General features: G+C 62.3%; 15 protein-coding genes and 4 pseudogenes. 4 read left to right on the top strand and 15 right to left on the bottom strand.

Annotated features, from left to right (window positions below; translation table 11 throughout):
- Positions 1-136: 136 nt before the first annotated feature.
- Positions 137-607 carry a hypothetical protein gene (locus tag NKI63_RS27185; protein WP_352823948.1) on the top strand — a complete coding sequence of 157 codons (471 nt, stop codon included), beginning with the start codon at positions 137-139 and terminating at the stop codon, positions 605-607.
- Between the two features lie 30 nt (positions 608-637).
- On the opposite strand, the gene istB is transcribed toward NKI63_RS27185, so the two are convergent.
- Both istB and istA read right to left on the bottom strand, forming a co-directional pair.
- Positions 638-1438: an IS21-like element ISSme2 family helper ATPase IstB gene (gene istB, locus NKI63_RS27180; protein WP_352823947.1), complete on the bottom strand. Its 801-nt coding sequence runs from the start codon at positions 1436-1438 to the stop codon at positions 638-640.
- On the bottom strand, positions 1438-2727 hold the full coding sequence (gene istA, locus NKI63_RS27175; RefSeq protein ID WP_352823946.1) for an IS21 family transposase: 1290 nt from the start codon (positions 2725-2727) through the stop codon (positions 1438-1440). Before istA ends, istB begins: the two co-directional genes overlap by 1 nt.
- 283 nt (positions 2728-3010) lie before the next feature.
- Here istA and NKI63_RS27170 point away from each other — a divergent pair, with 283 nt between their 5' ends.
- On the top strand, positions 3011-3298 hold the full coding sequence (locus NKI63_RS27170; RefSeq protein ID WP_352823945.1) for a hypothetical protein: 288 nt from the start codon (positions 3011-3013) through the stop codon (positions 3296-3298).
- A 128-nt stretch (positions 3299-3426) separates the two neighbouring features.
- On the opposite strand, the gene NKI63_RS27165 is transcribed toward NKI63_RS27170, so the two are convergent.
- On the bottom strand, positions 3427-3768 hold the full coding sequence (locus NKI63_RS27165; protein ID WP_352849561.1) for an FMN-binding negative transcriptional regulator: 342 nt from the start codon (positions 3766-3768) through the stop codon (positions 3427-3429).
- Positions 3769-3857: 89 nt separating this feature from the next.
- Positions 3858-4073 (bottom strand): annotated as a pseudogene (locus tag NKI63_RS27160) (hypothetical protein); the annotation flags it as partial.
- A gap of 281 nt (positions 4074-4354) precedes the next feature.
- Between NKI63_RS27160 and NKI63_RS27155 the strand changes: the two are divergent.
- Positions 4355-6001, top strand: a complete 1647-nt coding sequence (locus tag NKI63_RS27155) for an MFS transporter (protein WP_352508099.1) — start codon at positions 4355-4357, stop codon at positions 5999-6001.
- Between the two features lie 704 nt (positions 6002-6705).
- Positions 6706-6945, top strand: a pseudogene (locus NKI63_RS27150) (hypothetical protein); the annotation flags it as partial.
- A gap of 9 nt (positions 6946-6954) precedes the next feature.
- Here NKI63_RS27150 and nolL read toward each other — a convergent pair.
- The 11 genes and pseudogenes from nolL to NKI63_RS27095 form a co-directional block, all read right to left on the bottom strand.
- A pseudogene (gene nolL / locus NKI63_RS27145) lies at positions 6955-8026 on the bottom strand (nodulation factor fucose acetyltransferase NolL).
- Positions 8027-8561: 535 nt separating this feature from the next.
- Positions 8562-8675: pseudogene (locus NKI63_RS27140) on the bottom strand (SMC-Scp complex subunit ScpB); the annotation flags it as partial.
- Positions 8676-9655: 980 nt separating this feature from the next.
- The gene (gene rlxS / locus NKI63_RS27135) at positions 9656-11626 is read right to left on the bottom strand and encodes a relaxase/mobilization nuclease RlxS (protein ID WP_352823944.1); all 1971 of its coding nucleotides are present in this window, start codon (positions 11624-11626) and stop codon (positions 9656-9658) included.
- Positions 11627-11810: 184 nt separating this feature from the next.
- Complete coding sequence (locus NKI63_RS27130) at positions 11811-12497, bottom strand: lytic transglycosylase domain-containing protein (protein ID WP_352823943.1); 687 nt, start codon at positions 12495-12497, stop codon at positions 11811-11813.
- Positions 12485-13033, bottom strand: a complete 549-nt coding sequence (gene lepB, locus NKI63_RS27125) for a signal peptidase I (RefSeq protein WP_352516175.1) — start codon at positions 13031-13033, stop codon at positions 12485-12487. Before lepB ends, NKI63_RS27130 begins: the two co-directional genes overlap by 13 nt.
- Positions 13030-13299, bottom strand: coding sequence for a helix-turn-helix transcriptional regulator (locus tag NKI63_RS27120; RefSeq protein WP_352823942.1), 270 nt, complete (start codon positions 13297-13299; stop codon positions 13030-13032). The genes lepB and NKI63_RS27120 overlap by 4 nt, the downstream gene beginning before the upstream one ends.
- A 151-nt stretch (positions 13300-13450) precedes the next feature.
- Entirely contained in the window at positions 13451-13774 is a 324-nt protein-coding gene (locus NKI63_RS27115; protein ID WP_023672372.1) for a DUF736 domain-containing protein, read from the bottom strand.
- A gap of 544 nt (positions 13775-14318) precedes the next feature.
- The gene (locus tag NKI63_RS27110) at positions 14319-14918 is read right to left on the bottom strand and encodes a hypothetical protein (protein WP_352823941.1); all 600 of its coding nucleotides are present in this window, start codon (positions 14916-14918) and stop codon (positions 14319-14321) included.
- On the bottom strand, positions 14908-15978 hold the full coding sequence (locus NKI63_RS27105; RefSeq protein ID WP_352823940.1) for a ParB/RepB/Spo0J family partition protein: 1071 nt from the start codon (positions 15976-15978) through the stop codon (positions 14908-14910). The genes NKI63_RS27110 and NKI63_RS27105 overlap by 11 nt, the downstream gene beginning before the upstream one ends.
- A gap of 135 nt (positions 15979-16113) precedes the next feature.
- Positions 16114-16533, bottom strand: coding sequence for a DUF2958 domain-containing protein (locus tag NKI63_RS27100; protein WP_352823939.1), 420 nt, complete (start codon positions 16531-16533; stop codon positions 16114-16116).
- Positions 16534-16547: 14 nt separating this feature from the next.
- Positions 16548-16694, bottom strand: a complete 147-nt coding sequence (locus tag NKI63_RS27095) for a hypothetical protein (RefSeq protein ID WP_023722031.1) — start codon at positions 16692-16694, stop codon at positions 16548-16550.
- Positions 16695-16728: the final 34 nt, after the last annotated feature.

The raw sequence follows: 16728 nt of genomic DNA, 5'->3' as shown, positions 1-16728 counted from the left end.
CGTCCCGCCGCTCCCCGAGCCGGCTTCGCCGTCTCGGCGTTCGGGTGACCCCTCACGCAGGGCCAGAGGGAGACGGCGGTCAGAGCGAGGGAGCCCTGGAGAGAAGGGAAAGTCATGATGTCGATGATATTCATAGGTGGTTCCACGCGAGATATTTGAGCTGCCGGAACCTGCCATCGCTCGGATCCGCCCAATCGTTGTTGCCGTGCACGGCGTGCTGATTGGCGACGCGTCTGGAGCCGATGCCGAGGCGCAGGGCCTGCTCGCGGGCTACGGCTACAAACATGTCGGGGTCTTCCATGCGGCCAAGGAACCCCGCAATGATCTGGGCGACTGGGCTGCCTACCGGGTCCCGTCTCCTGAAGGCGCTAGAGGATACTGGATCCACGCCGCCAAAGACCGGGAGATGGCGCGCGCCGATTTTGGGATGATAGTCTGGGACGGCGCGTCACCCGGCACGGCCGTCAACGTGCTTCGGCTCGCCATGGCGAACAAGCCGAGGTCATCTACGATCTGGCCAGGGGCAGCATGGCGACTACGCACCATGTCGGAGACTGGTGCGCCATTGCTCCGCGATGCCGGTCTGTCAAACGAATCCAGGAATTGACCCCTTTGGCGAACTGAAGAACTGACCCCTTCATTGGTTTGCTGTTTCGTTTGTTTCGGGCACCGAGCCGACCTTCTGCAGAAGGCCGGACCGTCGCTTTTCGCGCAGCCTGTAGCTGTCCCCCCTGATGGTGATCACAGTTGAATGGTGAAGCAGGCGATCCAAGATTGCCGTGGCCACCACGGGATCTCCAAAAACGCTCCCCCATTCACCCACCGAACGGTTGGAGGTAATCAGGATCGATCCCTTCTCGTAGCGGCGGGACACCAGTTGGAAGAAGAGGTGGGCGGCATTGGCCTCGAAGGGAAGATATCCGAGCTCGTCGATGATCAGCAATTTCGGCCGTGACAGGATCGTCAACTGCTTGTCGAGCGAGCCGTCGCTGTGGGCCTTGGCCAACATCGCCACCAACGTGGCTGCCGTGACGAACTGCACGTTGTAATTCTGGCGGATTGCCTCGCGGCCAAGGCTCACTGCAAGATGGGTCTTGCCCGTGCCCGGAGGGCCAACGAACAGGACTGTGTCGCCGTGGGCGATCCAGCGGCAGGTCGCAAGCTCCCTGATCTGTCCCTGATCCAGCGATGGCTGCGCGTCGAAGTCGAAGCCGTCGAGTTCGCGCACGAACGGGAACTGCGCCAGTTTGCTCGACATCAATATCCGCCGCTCGTCACGCCGCGCGATCTCGCGCGACACAAGGAAAGCCAAAGCCTCGCGCAAGGTCATCTTCGAGCGTGCAGCCTCATCCAGCAGCGTGTCGAGTTGATCGCGGATTGCCGTCAGCTTCAACCGGTCGAGTGTCGCGACCAGCATGTCGTGATCCACGGTCGTCATCACCAGCCTCCCCCGACAACCGCCTCGTATTCCGCCAGCGGCCGCAGCAAGGCGCAAGGAGCAATCTCTATAGGGGCTGCTGCGCGCACTGGTCCCTCGGCGCCAGCCACGCCGACAAAATGCGCCCGGTCCACGATCCGTTGTCGGCGGCCTTGGCATTGGGAATGATCAGCCACCACCCGGCCCGCATGACGGATGATGACGCGACCGGCCAGAACCACTACCTGAACGCTCTCTCCGATCAGGCGCCAGGGCACTGAGTAGCTGTTCGTATCGAGGTCGATCGCGCAGTCCGCCTGAACCTTGCGCACCAGATCACGTAGTTGTCCGAACGGCGCCCGGCCTGCAAGCGGCCGAAGCGCACCGGCCTCAGCGGCAAAACGTTCCGCAGGCGCGACGCCGGTCGTGCCATGCTCACGCTGGTCGGCAATCTCGCGCGTCCACCGATCCAGATGCGCCTCGAACGCCGCCCAGCTCTCGAAACGGCGGCCGGCGATCGCGTTCTTCTTGACGTAGGCGACCCCACGCTCGTCCTTGCCCTTCGTGCGGGCCCGATATGGCGCGCAAGCTCGTGACGTAAAGCCCCAGTAGCGGGCAAAGGCATGCAGTCGGGCATTGAACCTCACCTCGCGCGTCACCGCGTCATGGTGCTCGACCAGAGCCTTCGCATTATCCAGCAGAACCTCCGCTGGAACCCCGCTGAAGCGCAGGAAGGCTCCTTCCATCCCATCAAACCAGTCCGCCTGGCGCTCCCGTAAAGAGGGGCGGATATGCACCCGTCGCGAATAGCCCAGCGTCCCCACGAACAGGTGAACGCGCAACCGCTCGCCGCCGATCCACACGCGCGTATCGCCAAAGTCGATCTGCATCTGATGACCTGGCGCCGTCTCAAAGCGAACCGTCGCGCGCTTCTGCGCCTTCAATTCCCGCCGCCAGCGCTTCACTCTCAGCTCCACCGAGCGAAGCCCGATCACGATACCATGTTCGCTCGCCAATTCCTGGCGAATGACATCCGCGTTTCCATCATGACGAAAGAAACGCTCTCTAAGCCAATCGTCCAGACCGTCGAATGCAGTTCGACGAGCAGGCTGGCGATACGCCACGACACCACCTTCACGCAGATAGCGGCGAACCGTATTGCGCGCGCAACCGAACTCTTGCGCAATGCGCTTCGCACCCCAGCCGACCTCATGCAGCCGAACCATCGCTGAAACTTCTTCCCCCGACCGCATCTCCTCAACCCGCATTGTTGTCGACAAGGCGAGCTTCGATGGAAATTCTTCTTGCATCCACTGATCCTCTCAAAAATGAGGGGTCAGTTCTTCGTTTCGTTAGGGGGTCAGTTTCTCACTTCGCCTGACACGGTCCAGACATTCGGCGCGCCAAGCCGAAGCCCGCATGACGCCAGGCGAGCGCCTGGCGTTGCGGGGATGATGTACGCGCGGTCCCGGCGGGTCCAACGCGATAGGCTTGATCCGGCCCCGCGCCCCCAACTCCACTTGTATGAACGGCCGGGGCCGGCCCTTTTCGAAACCGGCTCACCGCCGCGTGGCGTTGTGCAGGATGATTGTCTTGACCCGTCTCGCATCTGAAGCGGGTGCAAGCCTGCCGCACATGCCGCTGCTTGGTCATCCAACCTGGCTGCGAGGCATCGCTACCGTGGGGCGTGGCGTTCGCTGCCAGTCGGCTCCGACCTCCAAACCGCTGTGCCGCCATACCGAACACGCAAGGCGGTTTAACCGCCAGGCTGCTGTTCAAGGTATTAACGACTCAAGCGGCATGACCGGAGAGGCTGGCGGGGTAAGCAGCTTCCATCGATCCGGCGGCATTGCGGATGTGGCTGGCGAAATGGCGGCCTGAGTTCTTGTCCATCTGCCGCATAGCGGGTGGTCAGATGCTGGTCGCGTTTCCGGCGAGCCGAAGCATTTGTCTCTCAAGGTCACCCGTTGGAAATCCAGCACCAGCGGCTTGTCGGGACAAGATAGTTGCTATTGGGATTTGGCCGCCGCAACCGCGAGCATCGCTTCTCCCATCCCATTGACGCCTCGGGCATTCAGCATTTCACCAGCGTTCTGAATGTCGCGCACCTCTTTGTTCTGGCTGAGTTTTGATTTACCAACCAGGCTGGTGATCTCGATTTCCAGGGCGACGATCGCCTTCACCATCGTGTCAATGAAGTCCTTCGGCGCGTCGCCCATCTTCCACGGGGCAGGCTGCGAGGCTTCATGCATGTGAGTGAGCTTCGCCACGTTACGGCGCACATAGCGCTCATCATCCCGGACAGTGATGCGTCCGTGGGCGTGGACGACGAGATAGTTCCACGTCGGCACCTGGTTATGGAATTCATGCTTGCTTGGATACCAGTTCGGCGAGATGTAAGCGTCAGACCGTCGAGCTCGTCCCGGACCGCATGGCGCTACGGCGTCACCTCCAGCCCGGCGAGACAGTCGTCATTGTCCGTGAGGGTGACCGCCGCCTCTACGGTGAGAACATTGATCGCCGGCAACTTATGGCGCCTGCCGACCTCAAATTCGTTGAAGTCGTGCGCCGGCGTGATCTTGACCGCGCCGCTGCCTTTCTCCGGATCAGAATACTCGTCCGCCACCACCGCGATCCTGCGGCCGACGATCGGCAGAGGATTCGCTGCTAGCACCGTGGCAGTTTGACAACCCGGCCATCGGGGCGGTAGCACCGTCCAAGGCCAAGAGTCGCAGGGCAGACCGCACCCCGTCGGGCTGCGCGACCCAGACCAGCTGACGCCCAACTGGCACACTCATCGCGCATCAGCACCGTGGATGCGACATCTACTTTGTTGCGAGCGCGATATCGGAACTTGGTTGTGACGCAGCTGTGCGTAAGCGCACCGCTGTCAGCAAGTGAGTGAGCGAAAGAACTACGTGGTGGAGGTGAGAAGTCATGCGGCGTCAAGATTCCCCGCCCTTTGCGGCAAACACACTGATCCCTCTTCAGAATCCGGTCTTTCGTTCGATCTGGACAGCCACGCAGATATCCAGCCTTGGCTGGCTGGTGCAGAGCGTGGCTATAAGCTGGCTTATGGCAACGATTTCAGCCTCCGATCTGATGGTTGCGCTCGTGCAGGCTGCATCGACACTGCCCGCCTTCTTCTTGTCGATCCTTGCTGGAGCGATTGCAGACAGCTTCAGCCGCCGCGGCGTGATGCTTGCCGGACATTGCCTGATCGCACTGGCATCCACGGCGCTGGCTCTCTCTGTTGGACTGGGCTTTGTCAGTCCATGGCTGATCTTGGGACTGAGTTTCTTGGCGGGATGCGGCTTTGCCTTGAATGATCCAGCCTGGCACGCCTCGGTCGGCGACATCCTGGAAAAGCGCGACATACCCGCTGCAGTGACGCTGATGTCGGTGGGGTACAACGTGGTTCGGAGTATAGGACCGGCGCTGGGCGGTGTAATTTTGGCTTTGCTGGGCCCCCTTACGGCTTTCGCCTTCGCTGCGCTGACCGACCTGGTCCCGTTGAGCGCTGTGCTGCGCTCCAAGTGGCAAGTTCGCTCTTCGCCTCTTCCGCGCGAGCGGATGACGACGGCCATTCATGATGGCATGCGCTTCACGGCAATCTCCTCGGAGATCAGAGTGGCGATCGTGCGCGCAACCCTGTTCGGGCTGTCAAGCATCTCGATCCTTGCTCTGCTCCCCCTCGTGGTTCGCGACCAACTGGCGGGGGGGCCAATTGTTTACGGCGTCCTGTTAGCCGGCTTCGGCACAGGCGCCTTCATCGCGGGCATTGGCAATAGCTACTTGCGACGCATCACGTCCCAAAATCGATTGATCACGCTCGCATCCGTTGCTTGCGCAACGTGTTGCCTTTTACTGGCTCTCACATCATCGGTGGCTGTAGCAGCGATCGCGCTTGCAATCGCTGGCGCAGGCTGGGTTGTCACCTGGACCGGAACCGACGTGTGTGTGCAGTTGGCAAGCCCAAGGTGGGTCGTTGGTCGCACCCTGTCGATCTATTACGCCCTGACCTACGGCGGCATGGCAGCGGGCAGCTGGATCTGGGGTGCTGTCGCGCAGTACTATTCCCTGACGTGGGCTTTGGAAGGTGCTGCAGCGGCGCTGTTGCTGGTTGCAGCCGTGGGAAAGCTATTGCCGGTACGGCTATGGGAGGAATCGGATCAAGGAGCCTTCGACTTCAGGCCACCAGAACTGGCCCTCGATTTGAAGCCCAGGAGCGGCCCGATCGTGATCAAGGTGGAGTACTCGATACCCGAGGAGAATATCGAGGAATTTCTGAGCTGCATGCGCGAAAGGCGGCGCGTTCAGAGCCGTGCCGGTGCGCGGGACTGGACTCTCCAGCGCGATCTTCAGAACTCGACTCTTTGGACCGAGACATTCCGCACGCCGACATGGACGGACTATCTTCGTCTAAACCATCGGCTAACGGTGACTGACAGGGAGGTAGGGGAGCGCCTTGCCGCTCTGCAGGTCGGTGATTCTCCTCCTCGTCTCTCACTTTCGATCGAGCGGTCGACAAGCCCCGCCCCCGGCAGCCAAGTCCAGCCTGTGCCCTTTGTATCGCGCCCGTAAGGAAACCAGTAACTTTTCTGGGTTCGGACACGGGAATGGCCGAGACCTACTCCATCTTTCGTCGGGACTGCCCGGATTGCCATACGTTGCGGCCGGTTAGGCGAGCATGAGGATTTGTGTGGCACGTACGTCCACCACGGGCAATGTCCAGCCCCACCGCCTCTGCCATCAGATCGGCTTGGGCACGGGTTCAGGTCGCCTGTCCCCCTGCATCGTGGCGAGCAGCGGCGAGCAAGGGGGCGGAGGGATCTCCCCGGTCTGCACGGAGCGAAGCGGGCAGACGGAGGAATCCGCCATCGGCGGCTTGCAGGGAGAGGGCCGCGCGCCTCTTTCCCTCCCTCAGAAAACGTGCCGCCAAGCACGTTCACGTGGGCTCAGCCGTGCCGCAGAGCCGGCCGCAACAAAGAAGGCCTACAAGGCGGAAGCATCGAAATGTCCGCCAGCGGGACCAATTCAGTTCGGTGCTGGAGAAAGCGGTTCAACAGGGCGGCCGTAGGAGCACCAGCATAGCGCCGCCGTCAGGCGCGACGCGGACCGACAGCCCCGAGAAGGGCGCTGATTGATCGATCGAAATTGAATCGGCTCATTTCTATCAGCCGAAATATTCCATGAATTTTTCACGATGCTTCAGCGCGCGCGTGGATTTGATGCAGCCATCCAGGACTGCTGCATTGCCATAGCAATGGTCACAACCTGCTAGCGGGCTTCTGGAGATGTACGCGACGATCGGTCAGACGCGCTTCTATTGGCTGCCGTCGGCGCCAGACGGTCGCGGAGCTTCAAATCTGATCCGGCTCCCGAGCGAATTGCCGTCCTACGAGCATTCGGGACCGATCCCGGCCTACAGGCACGCCTTACTTCGGGCGGCGGATCAAGTGATCCGTGAGGGGAATGCCACGCCGGCATGGCTCGCCAATGACTTCAATGCCAACTGTCGGCAGTCACATCATAAATTAAGCATAGCTCCGCGACACATATCCAAGGTGGCGCACAATCCTGCGAATTGTCGTCGCTGTGACAGCAATCGCGCACCAAGCAAAGTGGCGAACTCGATTCTGCTCGTGAGATCCCAAAGTTCTCCGAACGGTATGAGATCCATGAAGCGAAACACGGCACCCTGAAGCAGGTAAAGCAGCAGTGTGCTCTGACCAAGCTCCACCGCGACAAAGCGAGCTACGCGAGTTGAATAGCCAACTCTCCAGCATAGGAATATAAGCTGCATCGCCACTGCAGAAGTTGCTACCGAGCCAGCGAACATCAGCAACACTTGTTTGGCCGACTGTGCATCGTAGATCAAAACGAGATTGTTGTAGACGTACGTCTCCTTTCCCCAAACAAGAAAGCACATGAACGCAGCCATCGAAAGTAACACCACAAAAATCGCCTTGTGGCGCCTGATGCTAGCTGCCTGCCATCCGATCGGCTGCGCAACAAGAACCCCAAACAAAAGAACGGGTATGTGTATCGTACCAACGGGGTTATTGACCACGGGACGGGCGCGAACGCGATCGCAATTGCAGATGCGCCTATGATCCACACCGACGAGCCATTGAAAGTCGTGAGCAACTTAATAAGGACGAAGGACGCGAAAGCTGCCCAGATGAACCAGTATGTGCCAATGAACTCCCTAAAAAAATCCAACATTCCACTGGTTAAACTGTTCGCCGAAGACATTGCGGCGGCCTTCGATATCCAAATCAACGCACACCAAAAAAGCATGGGCAATACTAGTTGCATTGCTCGATCACTGACGCCTTGACGGAACGATTTGCGCAGAATCGCTCCCGAAGAAAGATATCCACTTATCGCCATAAAGAGAGGCATGTGAAACATGTAGATTGACTTAAAATATGGCGACAGCCAAAAGGCGTCAGTGCCTCGATAGACAACATATTGCAATAGATGCCCAACTATCACCAAGATAATGAGTACGCCTTTGGCGAAATCGAAGCTTAGGTCTCGGTCCTTTACCCTTTCTGGGCACGAGTCCCGCCCCTTCGAACCGACTGTTTTGTGATTAAGCATCAGACCTCCAGCCGATATCCTGCCGTTACTGCTTCCACTTTGGTTCTAGAGCTGTTCACGCACGGCATCTTCGGATCCCATTCTGGATTGTCGCACCCCAATCGGAGAGGATGGAGGGCCGCAGCACGACACAAGCGGAACAGGCCTGTTCTGGGCTAGAAGGCCGCAATATTTCCATTGAACTTCGTCCTCATCGCCTCACGATCGCAATCAGGTCCGGCCGGTCACGCAGTGAAGTGTTCTCCCTTCGAGCAGCCACGTCGGCGCCGCTCAGCTCTTCGACGAGCGCGCCAGGACAGCATCGATCTCCGCAAATTCTTGCCAGCAGATCGTCCTCACATCATCATGCTCTTGGCTTCAACCGGGCTGGTGCCCTCCCCTTCCCGGCTTTTTGTCCCGACGCTCGGGTCGCGCCTTCCGGCCGGTCAAAGCCAAAAAACTCGTCGGGGCTGAGCGCCCACTCCGGCTTCTGCCAAATATTCGTCGGCGGGTTCGCAGCACCGTGGGCGCACGGGTGAGCTCGTGGGCAGGAGTGCGGATGGAAGTAGGTGATGCACATCGTCACCAGCACCTCAGATTGTGTGAGGTCCACGGCTCGCTCGTTTCCGCCGACGGCGGCGCGGCGGGCGTCGGTATACGCACGGCGGGTCCGTCGCCTTGGCCTCAGTTTCGGGGCAATGGCAAGCCCCGGTCCGCGCGGCGCCGAGTTGGGCGGAAAGATCGACGGCGCGCAACGCGGGGCTCCTACGCGACAAGCAGTTTTTCCCCCGGTCTGACCCGGCCTCGACTCCAGATGCCGCAATGACCGTTGCGGCCCGGCGCGATTGATCGGGTCTCATGCCCAAAGCTGCCTCGGTGCCCAGTAGCGGCACCGCATTGCCCTCCCAGGCGCTGCGCCAGTAAAGCGTCGGCGAGCCAGCATCCGACGGTGCGTTCGAAGCGATCTCATTCGGCGGCCATGATCGCGCCGGTCACCATGCTGCTCGGAAAGCTGCCGAGCTCGTCTGGCCAGGTCGCTGACCGCCTCGTCGTCGCGGGCGTCGACCGAAATCTTCCCCACCGCAGCGAGGTTTCTCCCGTTAGAAGATCCTCAGCGGGCTGGGCTGCCAGTTCACGCCCGGAGCATCCGGCCCGTGGGGCCGACCTCGTCTCCCGGTCGTGTGAGCAGAAGAACATCGCGAAGTGCGGCTTCATCCTCGACGCCGCGAGCCTGCTCACCGTACCGCGGCCGCCGAAAGCCCTAGGCGCTGTCACCAGGCGCCAGCCCACCTCTCTAGCTGGCGGACCATCGCATCGAGCGCGCCGATGGCCGCACCTGCAGTGATTGCAATGTCCTCAATGCGCCGCAACTGTTTGGGTCGGGGGCAACCCTGCGCAACCAGGCCGGCACCGCCGTCGTCGGCGCAGCTTCCGTGGCACCGGGAAGAGTGCCGTGGTGGCGCACGAGGGTTTTGGCTCAGAACCATGGAACACGATGGATGATCGCGGCGCTTTTGTAGAGCGAACGATAAGTCTTGCACGACCAGCCATTTATCCCTCGCCAATTCCATGCCGCGGGCAACCAGCAGGCGAACTCCGTCCGGACTGAGTACCCGTTTCAACGCGGGCAAAAGAAGTTGTGTAGCCATGTCACGAAATGCTTGGTCCGCTTCTCTGCCGGCCGATGGTCCATGAAATCCCCTCCCCACCCATGACACTAGACACCTCCTTGCCAATATGCCGATCAAGCACTGGCCTCCATGGTACCAGCGTGAACTCGCGCGATTTCTCGATGACAGCGTATTTTCCGCCGGCGAGCTCGACGGAGCGGCGGAGCGTGCCTTCTATTCGATCTCCAGTCTGGGCTTCAGAATAGGGCAGACCGAGTTCGTCAGACAGTTGACCGGCAACACGGTTCAGCTCACGTTGACGCAGGATCGAGAGCATGTTGGCGCGATAGACGATCCGATCCTGCGCTTCATGCGCGAGACCTTGCGCGATCAGCCACTGCTGTCGACGGGCCTGGACCTGACGTACTTCGCGACCGAAGCCAGAGCCACGCAAGGGCTCAGGATGAGCTGATGCGAGCTCCTGGTCGATCCAGGTGGCGCCGTCGAAGCTGACTTGTTGTTCCAGCGGCGTCGATGAGAGCTTGTCAACCGTGACAGGCTCGGCCCCGGCCCGCTGACGCTCGTAGTCAGACACACGGTCGAGATGATCCGGTGGGACGATCCATGTACCGTCCGGCTCGCGCTCGACACCACCGGTCGCCCGGCGGATCGCCTCCAGTCGCCGCACGTGCGTTTCGGCAAAGCGTTCGGTGGCCGACGGGTCATGCTTGAGATGGATATCGATGCTGTAGCGCCCGTCATGGGCCGTGGCGATCTCGGCAATTGTGCGGTCGACTTGCCTTGGCCCGGTGTCCCTCGGCGTGACCCGCACTATGCAGCCCTCTGGCGTCGGTTGGGTGGCCTCGCCTTTGCCGATATCAACATAGTGGCTTTTGCCGTCCACGCCGTCGACGACGAGGTAATGGCGGTCAGTGATTTCGTCGGCCAGGCCGCGCGCAATGATGCGGCCGACGACAGGCTGCATCTGCTCTGCAGAACGATCATGGACAACATAGTCGGCGACACTGCGGGCGAGCCCCTTGCCGGTCAGTTCGCGGTGCATGGTCTTGATGATGTCGCCCCGCTCGCCGATGCGGCGCAGCGTCGCTTCAAGCTCGCCATCAAGGCGCCAGCGGCCCGAGCCGACTTCCTCAGCCAGACCCATCCGCTCGAGCTTACGCAGGCGCCCCTGGTGCAGCGTCTGGCGAAACGTGTCTCGGCTGGCCGGTGAGACATGCCCGTCATCGTCGCGCAGGCGGAGCAGCTGCCGATCGATGCTGGTGAAGCGTTCCCGCTCCATTTCCTGGCGCAGGCGTTGCTCGATCTCGCGGTCCGTTCTCGGGCCAAGGTCGAGGCTGACCAGCTCGGCCGCCCGTTCACGGATTCCAGACGAGATGTAGTCTCGCGCGATGACAAGATTTTCGCCGCGGTCGTCCCTGCCGCGGACGATAATATGGGTATGCGGATGACCAGTGTTGAAATGATCGACGGCAACCCAGTCGAGCCTGGTGCCGAGGTCTTCTTCCATCTGCGCCATGAGGCGCCGCGTGAGCGGCTTCAGGTCATCATACTCGATGCCGTCTTCAGGGGCGACGATGAAGCGGAACTGATGCCGGTCGCCATCGGCACGATCGATGAAGGCCTTGCCATCGACGCGGTCGCTGTCGGCGCTATAGAGCTCGCCAGGCTCGCCTTCGCGGGTCACGCCGTCGCGCTGGAGGTAGCGAAGGTGTGCACGTGCCCCGTCAACACCCTTGCCGGCCAGCTTGACGATACGGGCCTTGACGACGGCGCGCCGCTGCGGAAACGCCGCGTGGGGGTCGCGCGCTCTGAGAACGGCGGCAGCAGCCCCGCCGCGCCCCGCCCGGCTTCCGATGAAGCGGCCACGGCGACCGCTGCCGCCGCCGGCTCGGTTGATCGCGGCGCGGATCTGGCCGGCGAAACGCTTGCCTGCCTTCGAGCCGCGCGATCCGATTTTGCCCAGGCTCGGCTTGAACTCTTCATCCTGCATTGAGCCTCCTGATAATCTTGAGCAAAATCAGAGCTTTGTCGGCAGAAGCTCTCCTGACGCTGAAGGCAGCCTCCATGAAAAACGATGTGCAGACAAAGACTTCGCCGCCTCCAGGAGGCGATGCCTTTATCTTGCCTTCCCGGACCTGCCTCCCTGCCCGGCCCGACCCACGGTATCCCTGCCCTCACCTGCGATCCGGCCGGCCCGACCTTGCTCGCTCCGATCCGAGCGGCACCACAATTTGGCCATTCGGATCGGTCGCGGAAACACCGTCTCGCAGGAAAAACAGCGACTGCGCGGACGGGATTTCCGGCGCTTTTCCGGAACGGGATTTGCCGGTGAACGCGTCCATGTCGGCGGCCGAGATCCCCGCCGCCTTGAGCACTTCCAGATACGAAACCGTCTCGCTGGGCAGCGGTCGCCCACGCTGCAAATGCTGTTCGTAGCGGTCCGGCCCAGCGTTATAGGCGGCAAACAGGCCGGGAAAGCCGAAGCGGTCATACATGGCGCGCAGATAGGCAGTGCCTGCCAGAATGTTGTCGCGAGGGTCGTGCGGATCGGCCCCCAGGCCAAGCTCTGCGCGCATCTCGTCGTAGGTGCCGGGCATCACCTGCATGAGGCCAATGGCGCCGGCGTGTGAGGCGATCGGCCGTCCGTCCAGCATTGTCTGCCCCCGGCTTTCGGCATCCATGACGGCATAAATCCAGGGCTGTGGAATGCTGAAACGCCGGCTTGCTTCGGCTACGTAGTGCTGCCATCTTGCCAGCTGCGGACCACGGGAGATGGCGGCCGGCTGAGCGTCGGTCGCGGCGGAACAGGCGCATGGCGCTATCGCGACCATGCCCAGCATCAGGAGGGTTACTCGGTCCATAGCGGCACGAGCCTCCCGGCAATATTTTCGGCCGGCACCGGCCCGAAATAGCGGCTGTCGAAGGAGTGGTTTCTATCGTTGCCGAGCAGAAAAAACTCGTCGGCGGCGAGCTTGCGGCAGGCATTCCACCAAGGCAGCGGCCGGTGCTGCGTGTCGGTTGCCAGCCGGCGCGCGACGATCTCGCCGCCGATGATGATGGCGTCGCCGAAGGCGCAGACATGCTCGCCAGGCAGCGCGGCAAGGCGCTTGACCAGCGGCACGTTGCTGGGCAGATAGAAGCGTTCGGCGGCGAGATCGGCGACCGGTTTTGGCGGGCGGACGAGCACCAGGTCGCCACGAGCCGGTGATCCGGACGCGACGCGATAGAGGCCGACCGGCGCACTGGCCGAGGCGTTCCAGACCAGCCAGGGCGATGGGTTGTCGAAAGCGGCGAAGCCGATCAGGCCGAGGCCTATTGTGGCCAGGGCGATCGTCTTGCGCGCCCGAATGCGCCGCAGATGGCTGCCGATCAGACGGATAGTGGGACGCCGGCTCATGAGCGGCCTCCCGCACCGGCCGAGCCGGAATCATGCCCCGCATCCTCGGGCCTGGTCTCCTGCGCGCGTCCCTTCGACCAGTCGTCGAGCTCGTCGATGTGATAGCGGACATAGCGGCCGTGCTTGCGAAATTGCGGGCCGCCGCCTTTGAGCCGCATCTTCTCCAGCGTGCGCTGGGACAGCCCGATATAGAAGGCGGCCTGCGCGGTGTTGAGAAACGGACTGCCCTTCTTCGCGCGGGCCGCGCGTTCGTTTTCGTCGTCCATGATGATCCTCGTTTCGCTACGGACAAGCGAAGGCGAGGATCGGCGAGCGAGATCGTTTCGGGGACGGGCGAAGAGTGGGGGGCGAGTTTTCGCCGCCCCTTCTTGAGAAGAGCCCCGCGCCGGTGGCGGCGCGGGGCTCGAGGCTGGCGGTTCAGTCGACCGGGTTCCAGATGATGGCGTATGTGTCGTCATCGTCCTGGCCGGCGGCGCGGCCGAGATTGGCGTAGAGCTTGCGCGGGCCGAACTCCGGGGCGGCAATCGACAGGCTCACATAGTCCTTGCCGGAGGTCTCGCCGGTGCGGATCCAGCCGGCCCCTACTTCGACCCCTTGCGTCAGCACCCGGAAGTCGGGATGGGTGTCGGCGCTCTTTGCCTGATTGGGCACGATGTCGATGTCGGCGCGCACGCTGAGCGTCTTGAGCTGGCCCTTGTAGCCGCCGTTTTCCTGTTTGGTGACGTATCCGATCGCGGTCATTTTCAGTCTCCTTTGGTGCTCGCCGGGGACCATTCCCCTGCGATGGCGGACCGTGATGGGCGCGTCCGGACCGCCGGAACCGGGACGGCCGCAGCGATAGCGGAGGACCCGAGCGGGCAGCTTTTTTGAAGCGAAGCGGCGCGAGGAAGCCGCCGCAGGCGGCGGGGAAAAAAGCTGCTGGCGAGGGTTTCGGGCGGGCCGGATCCGCCCATAGGTCGTCAAGCCAGCCGCAGGGGAATGGTCCTGAGACACTATGGAGACAGGTGGCGCGATCGGTGGCACAAGAGCGTGCGGCAATGTAGGGGGCTGGCTGCGCGGGCTCTCTCGGGAACCGGATCGGACAATTGGCCCCATGCGCCTGGCGCCTCGGCAAGCAAACCCGGCGTGGTGCAGGGCTGCCGAGATGGGCGCGAGTTGGCGCCGGGATTTCTCGCGCGCGGCACTGGCTCGACAAGACGACCGATCGGCAGCCGGCGCGGCCCGGAGCGGCGCGCGCGACCTGAGCGGCGGCACTCGAAAGAACCGCCGCTCGGGCCCTGATCGACTATTCGCGCGCGAACAGCGGCTGCACTTGTGTCCACTGATCGGCGGTGCGGAAACCGCCGCGGCTGGTGTAGCTTTCGGCGGGGAATTTCATCCAGCGCGGCAGCCAGGTCTCGACCCTGAGGCGGCCATTCTCGCCCGCCAGGAAGTCACGGATGATCTTCTTTTGCGTCTTGACCTTCTCGGCGACATTGCCATCCGCGACCAGCTTGCCGCCGACCTCGGCCAGCATCGAATTGGCGATTTCCTTGTCGCGCAAGAGGTCGAAGAAGGCGTCGTCCGGTTGCCACCATGCGCCCATATCGACATTCAGATCGTTGCCGAGCGCCTCGATGACGGCGCTGCCGGCTGCAAGCGTCTCGGCCATGACAAGGGTGAGAACGCGCATGACATCGTCGTCGCAGAGCGCCAAGAGGCGCGCGAAGACGCCGGCGATAGCAAAGGCGTCGCCATTGCCGCCGGCGACCACGCCATCCTCATCCGGTGATCCGAGCAGGGCCAACACCTCGCGCCGCTTTTTGCCGAATGCAGCTTCGGCCTTGCAGCCGGCAAGGCTGGCAGTCACCGTCTCGTTGACTGCGCGCTGTGGCTCACGGCGCACCTGCCACAGGCCGGAACCGGTGATGCGTGCGCCACCACGAGGCGCAGCGCCACGGCGGGATGGTCGAGCATGGCCGCGCGCACGGCGGCATGGCGATGCAGATCGACATAGTTCTGCATCGGGCCGGTGAGTTCAGGGCGCGGCGGCTTGGCGGCTGTTTCTTCTTGCTCGCCGCCCTCGCGGGCGCGGCGGGCTTGCTTGCGTGATAGCCAGCCCTCGTGACACTCGACCTCGCCGCGATGCGTGACCGCGATGAAGACCTTGCCGCCCTTCTTCTTCGGGTCTTCTCGTGGTCCCATGGGTGGAAATACTGGCCCGGCTCCAGCAGCACCACCTCGCTCCAGCCGTCGTTGAGATAGGTGTCGCGTCTGGCGGCAATCGCTTCGTTCTGCTTTTGCCAGAACAGGTCGGCATCGGCGAAATAGCTGTCCTCGCCGAACAGGTCCGAGGTGATCAGGCCGGGACATTCGTCGATGGCAAACAGCGCCACCTTGGTGGAAATCGACTGGCCGCCGAACAGCCATTGCTTCAATTGAAAGCCACGCGGCGCGTATTGATCGGGATCGGCACAGAGTGCCAGCCAGTCCTTCTGCTGCGCCTTGGACGCCATGGTGAGATGGCGCACCGTCTCGGCGTCGATCTCCTCGCGGCGATAGGCTTCGCGGATTTTGGGCAAGAGGTCGCCAAGCGCCAGAATGCGTTTGACCTTCAGGTCAGTGATGCCGAAGGTCGCAGCGATGTCTGGAACGGTGCGGCCTTGCCTGACGACCCGCGAAAACGTCTCCCATTGCGATACTTCGTCAGGATCGAGGCGGGCGAGGTTTTCGATCAGCGAGGCTTCCAGCGCATCGGCGTCGTCACCGTCCTCCATGATGGCGCAGGGCAAGGGATCGCCTTCGCCGCGCTCGTCGGCAAGCGATTTCGCGGCGAAATAGCGCCGCCTGCCGGCAACGATCTCGAAGGTTTCCGGCTGGCCGTTGGGCCGCACAAGGAGAGGCACCAGCACGCCGCGCACACGCACTGACGGCAGGATGTCGGATATGTCGGGCGCGTTTTCCATGGCGCATGTTGGGCGCGGAAATATTGAGCTGATCCAAGGGGATGTGGGCAAGCTGCATGGCTACTCTCTTTCGCTTTGGTTGAGGTTGTCCCGCCGCAGAGGCCGAAGGCCGGCGCGGCGGGACGGTTTTTGCGCCTATCGGCGCTGCTGTTCCGCCGTGTCGGGCGGAAGCTCGGAATGGGGCTTTGAAAGGGCGTCTGCTGCCTGCCGCAGAAGTCGCTCGGCCTCGGTGATGTGGCCGCAAATGCGGGCGGCTTCGGCATAGACGGAGAGCGGAAAGCGCGCCTGGAAATGCAGGTCGCGCTCGATGCCGAGGCCAAGCGGACCTTTTACGGATGCAAGCTCGGCCAGACTGACGCTGCCGAGTTCGGGGAAGCCGAAGCCGAGATCGCAAAGACCGAACAGCGTGTCGCCATCGGCGTCGAGTTCGCTCAGAAGCCACGTCGCGGCACCTGTGGGATTAAACAGTTTCACAACGGGAAAATGGTCGGTGTCGGCGTCGGCGGCGCCATTGGCGAGCAGTCGTGCGCGCATTGGATCGGTGATCAGGATCATGGAAAGACTCCTTGTCAGAACAAGTCGAGTTGATTTCTGCTGGCTTCATCGAAGAGACCGATATCGAGCGGCTTTTGCGCCGCGCGCGGACACATCGGCGCGTCCATCAGGAGGGTGAGCCAATCGCGCGTGGTGATCGGCCGGACGCCGGGAATGAGCATCTGCTCGCCTTGCGGCGTCGGCTCGGTCGCGGTC

The sequence above is a fragment of the Mesorhizobium sp. M0410 genome, from assembly GCF_040321435.1.
In the GTDB taxonomy this organism is placed as follows: Bacteria; Pseudomonadota; Alphaproteobacteria; order Rhizobiales; family Rhizobiaceae; genus Mesorhizobium.
The sequence above is the reverse complement of the archived record's forward strand: the minus strand, read 5'-3'. Positions and strand labels throughout refer to the sequence as shown.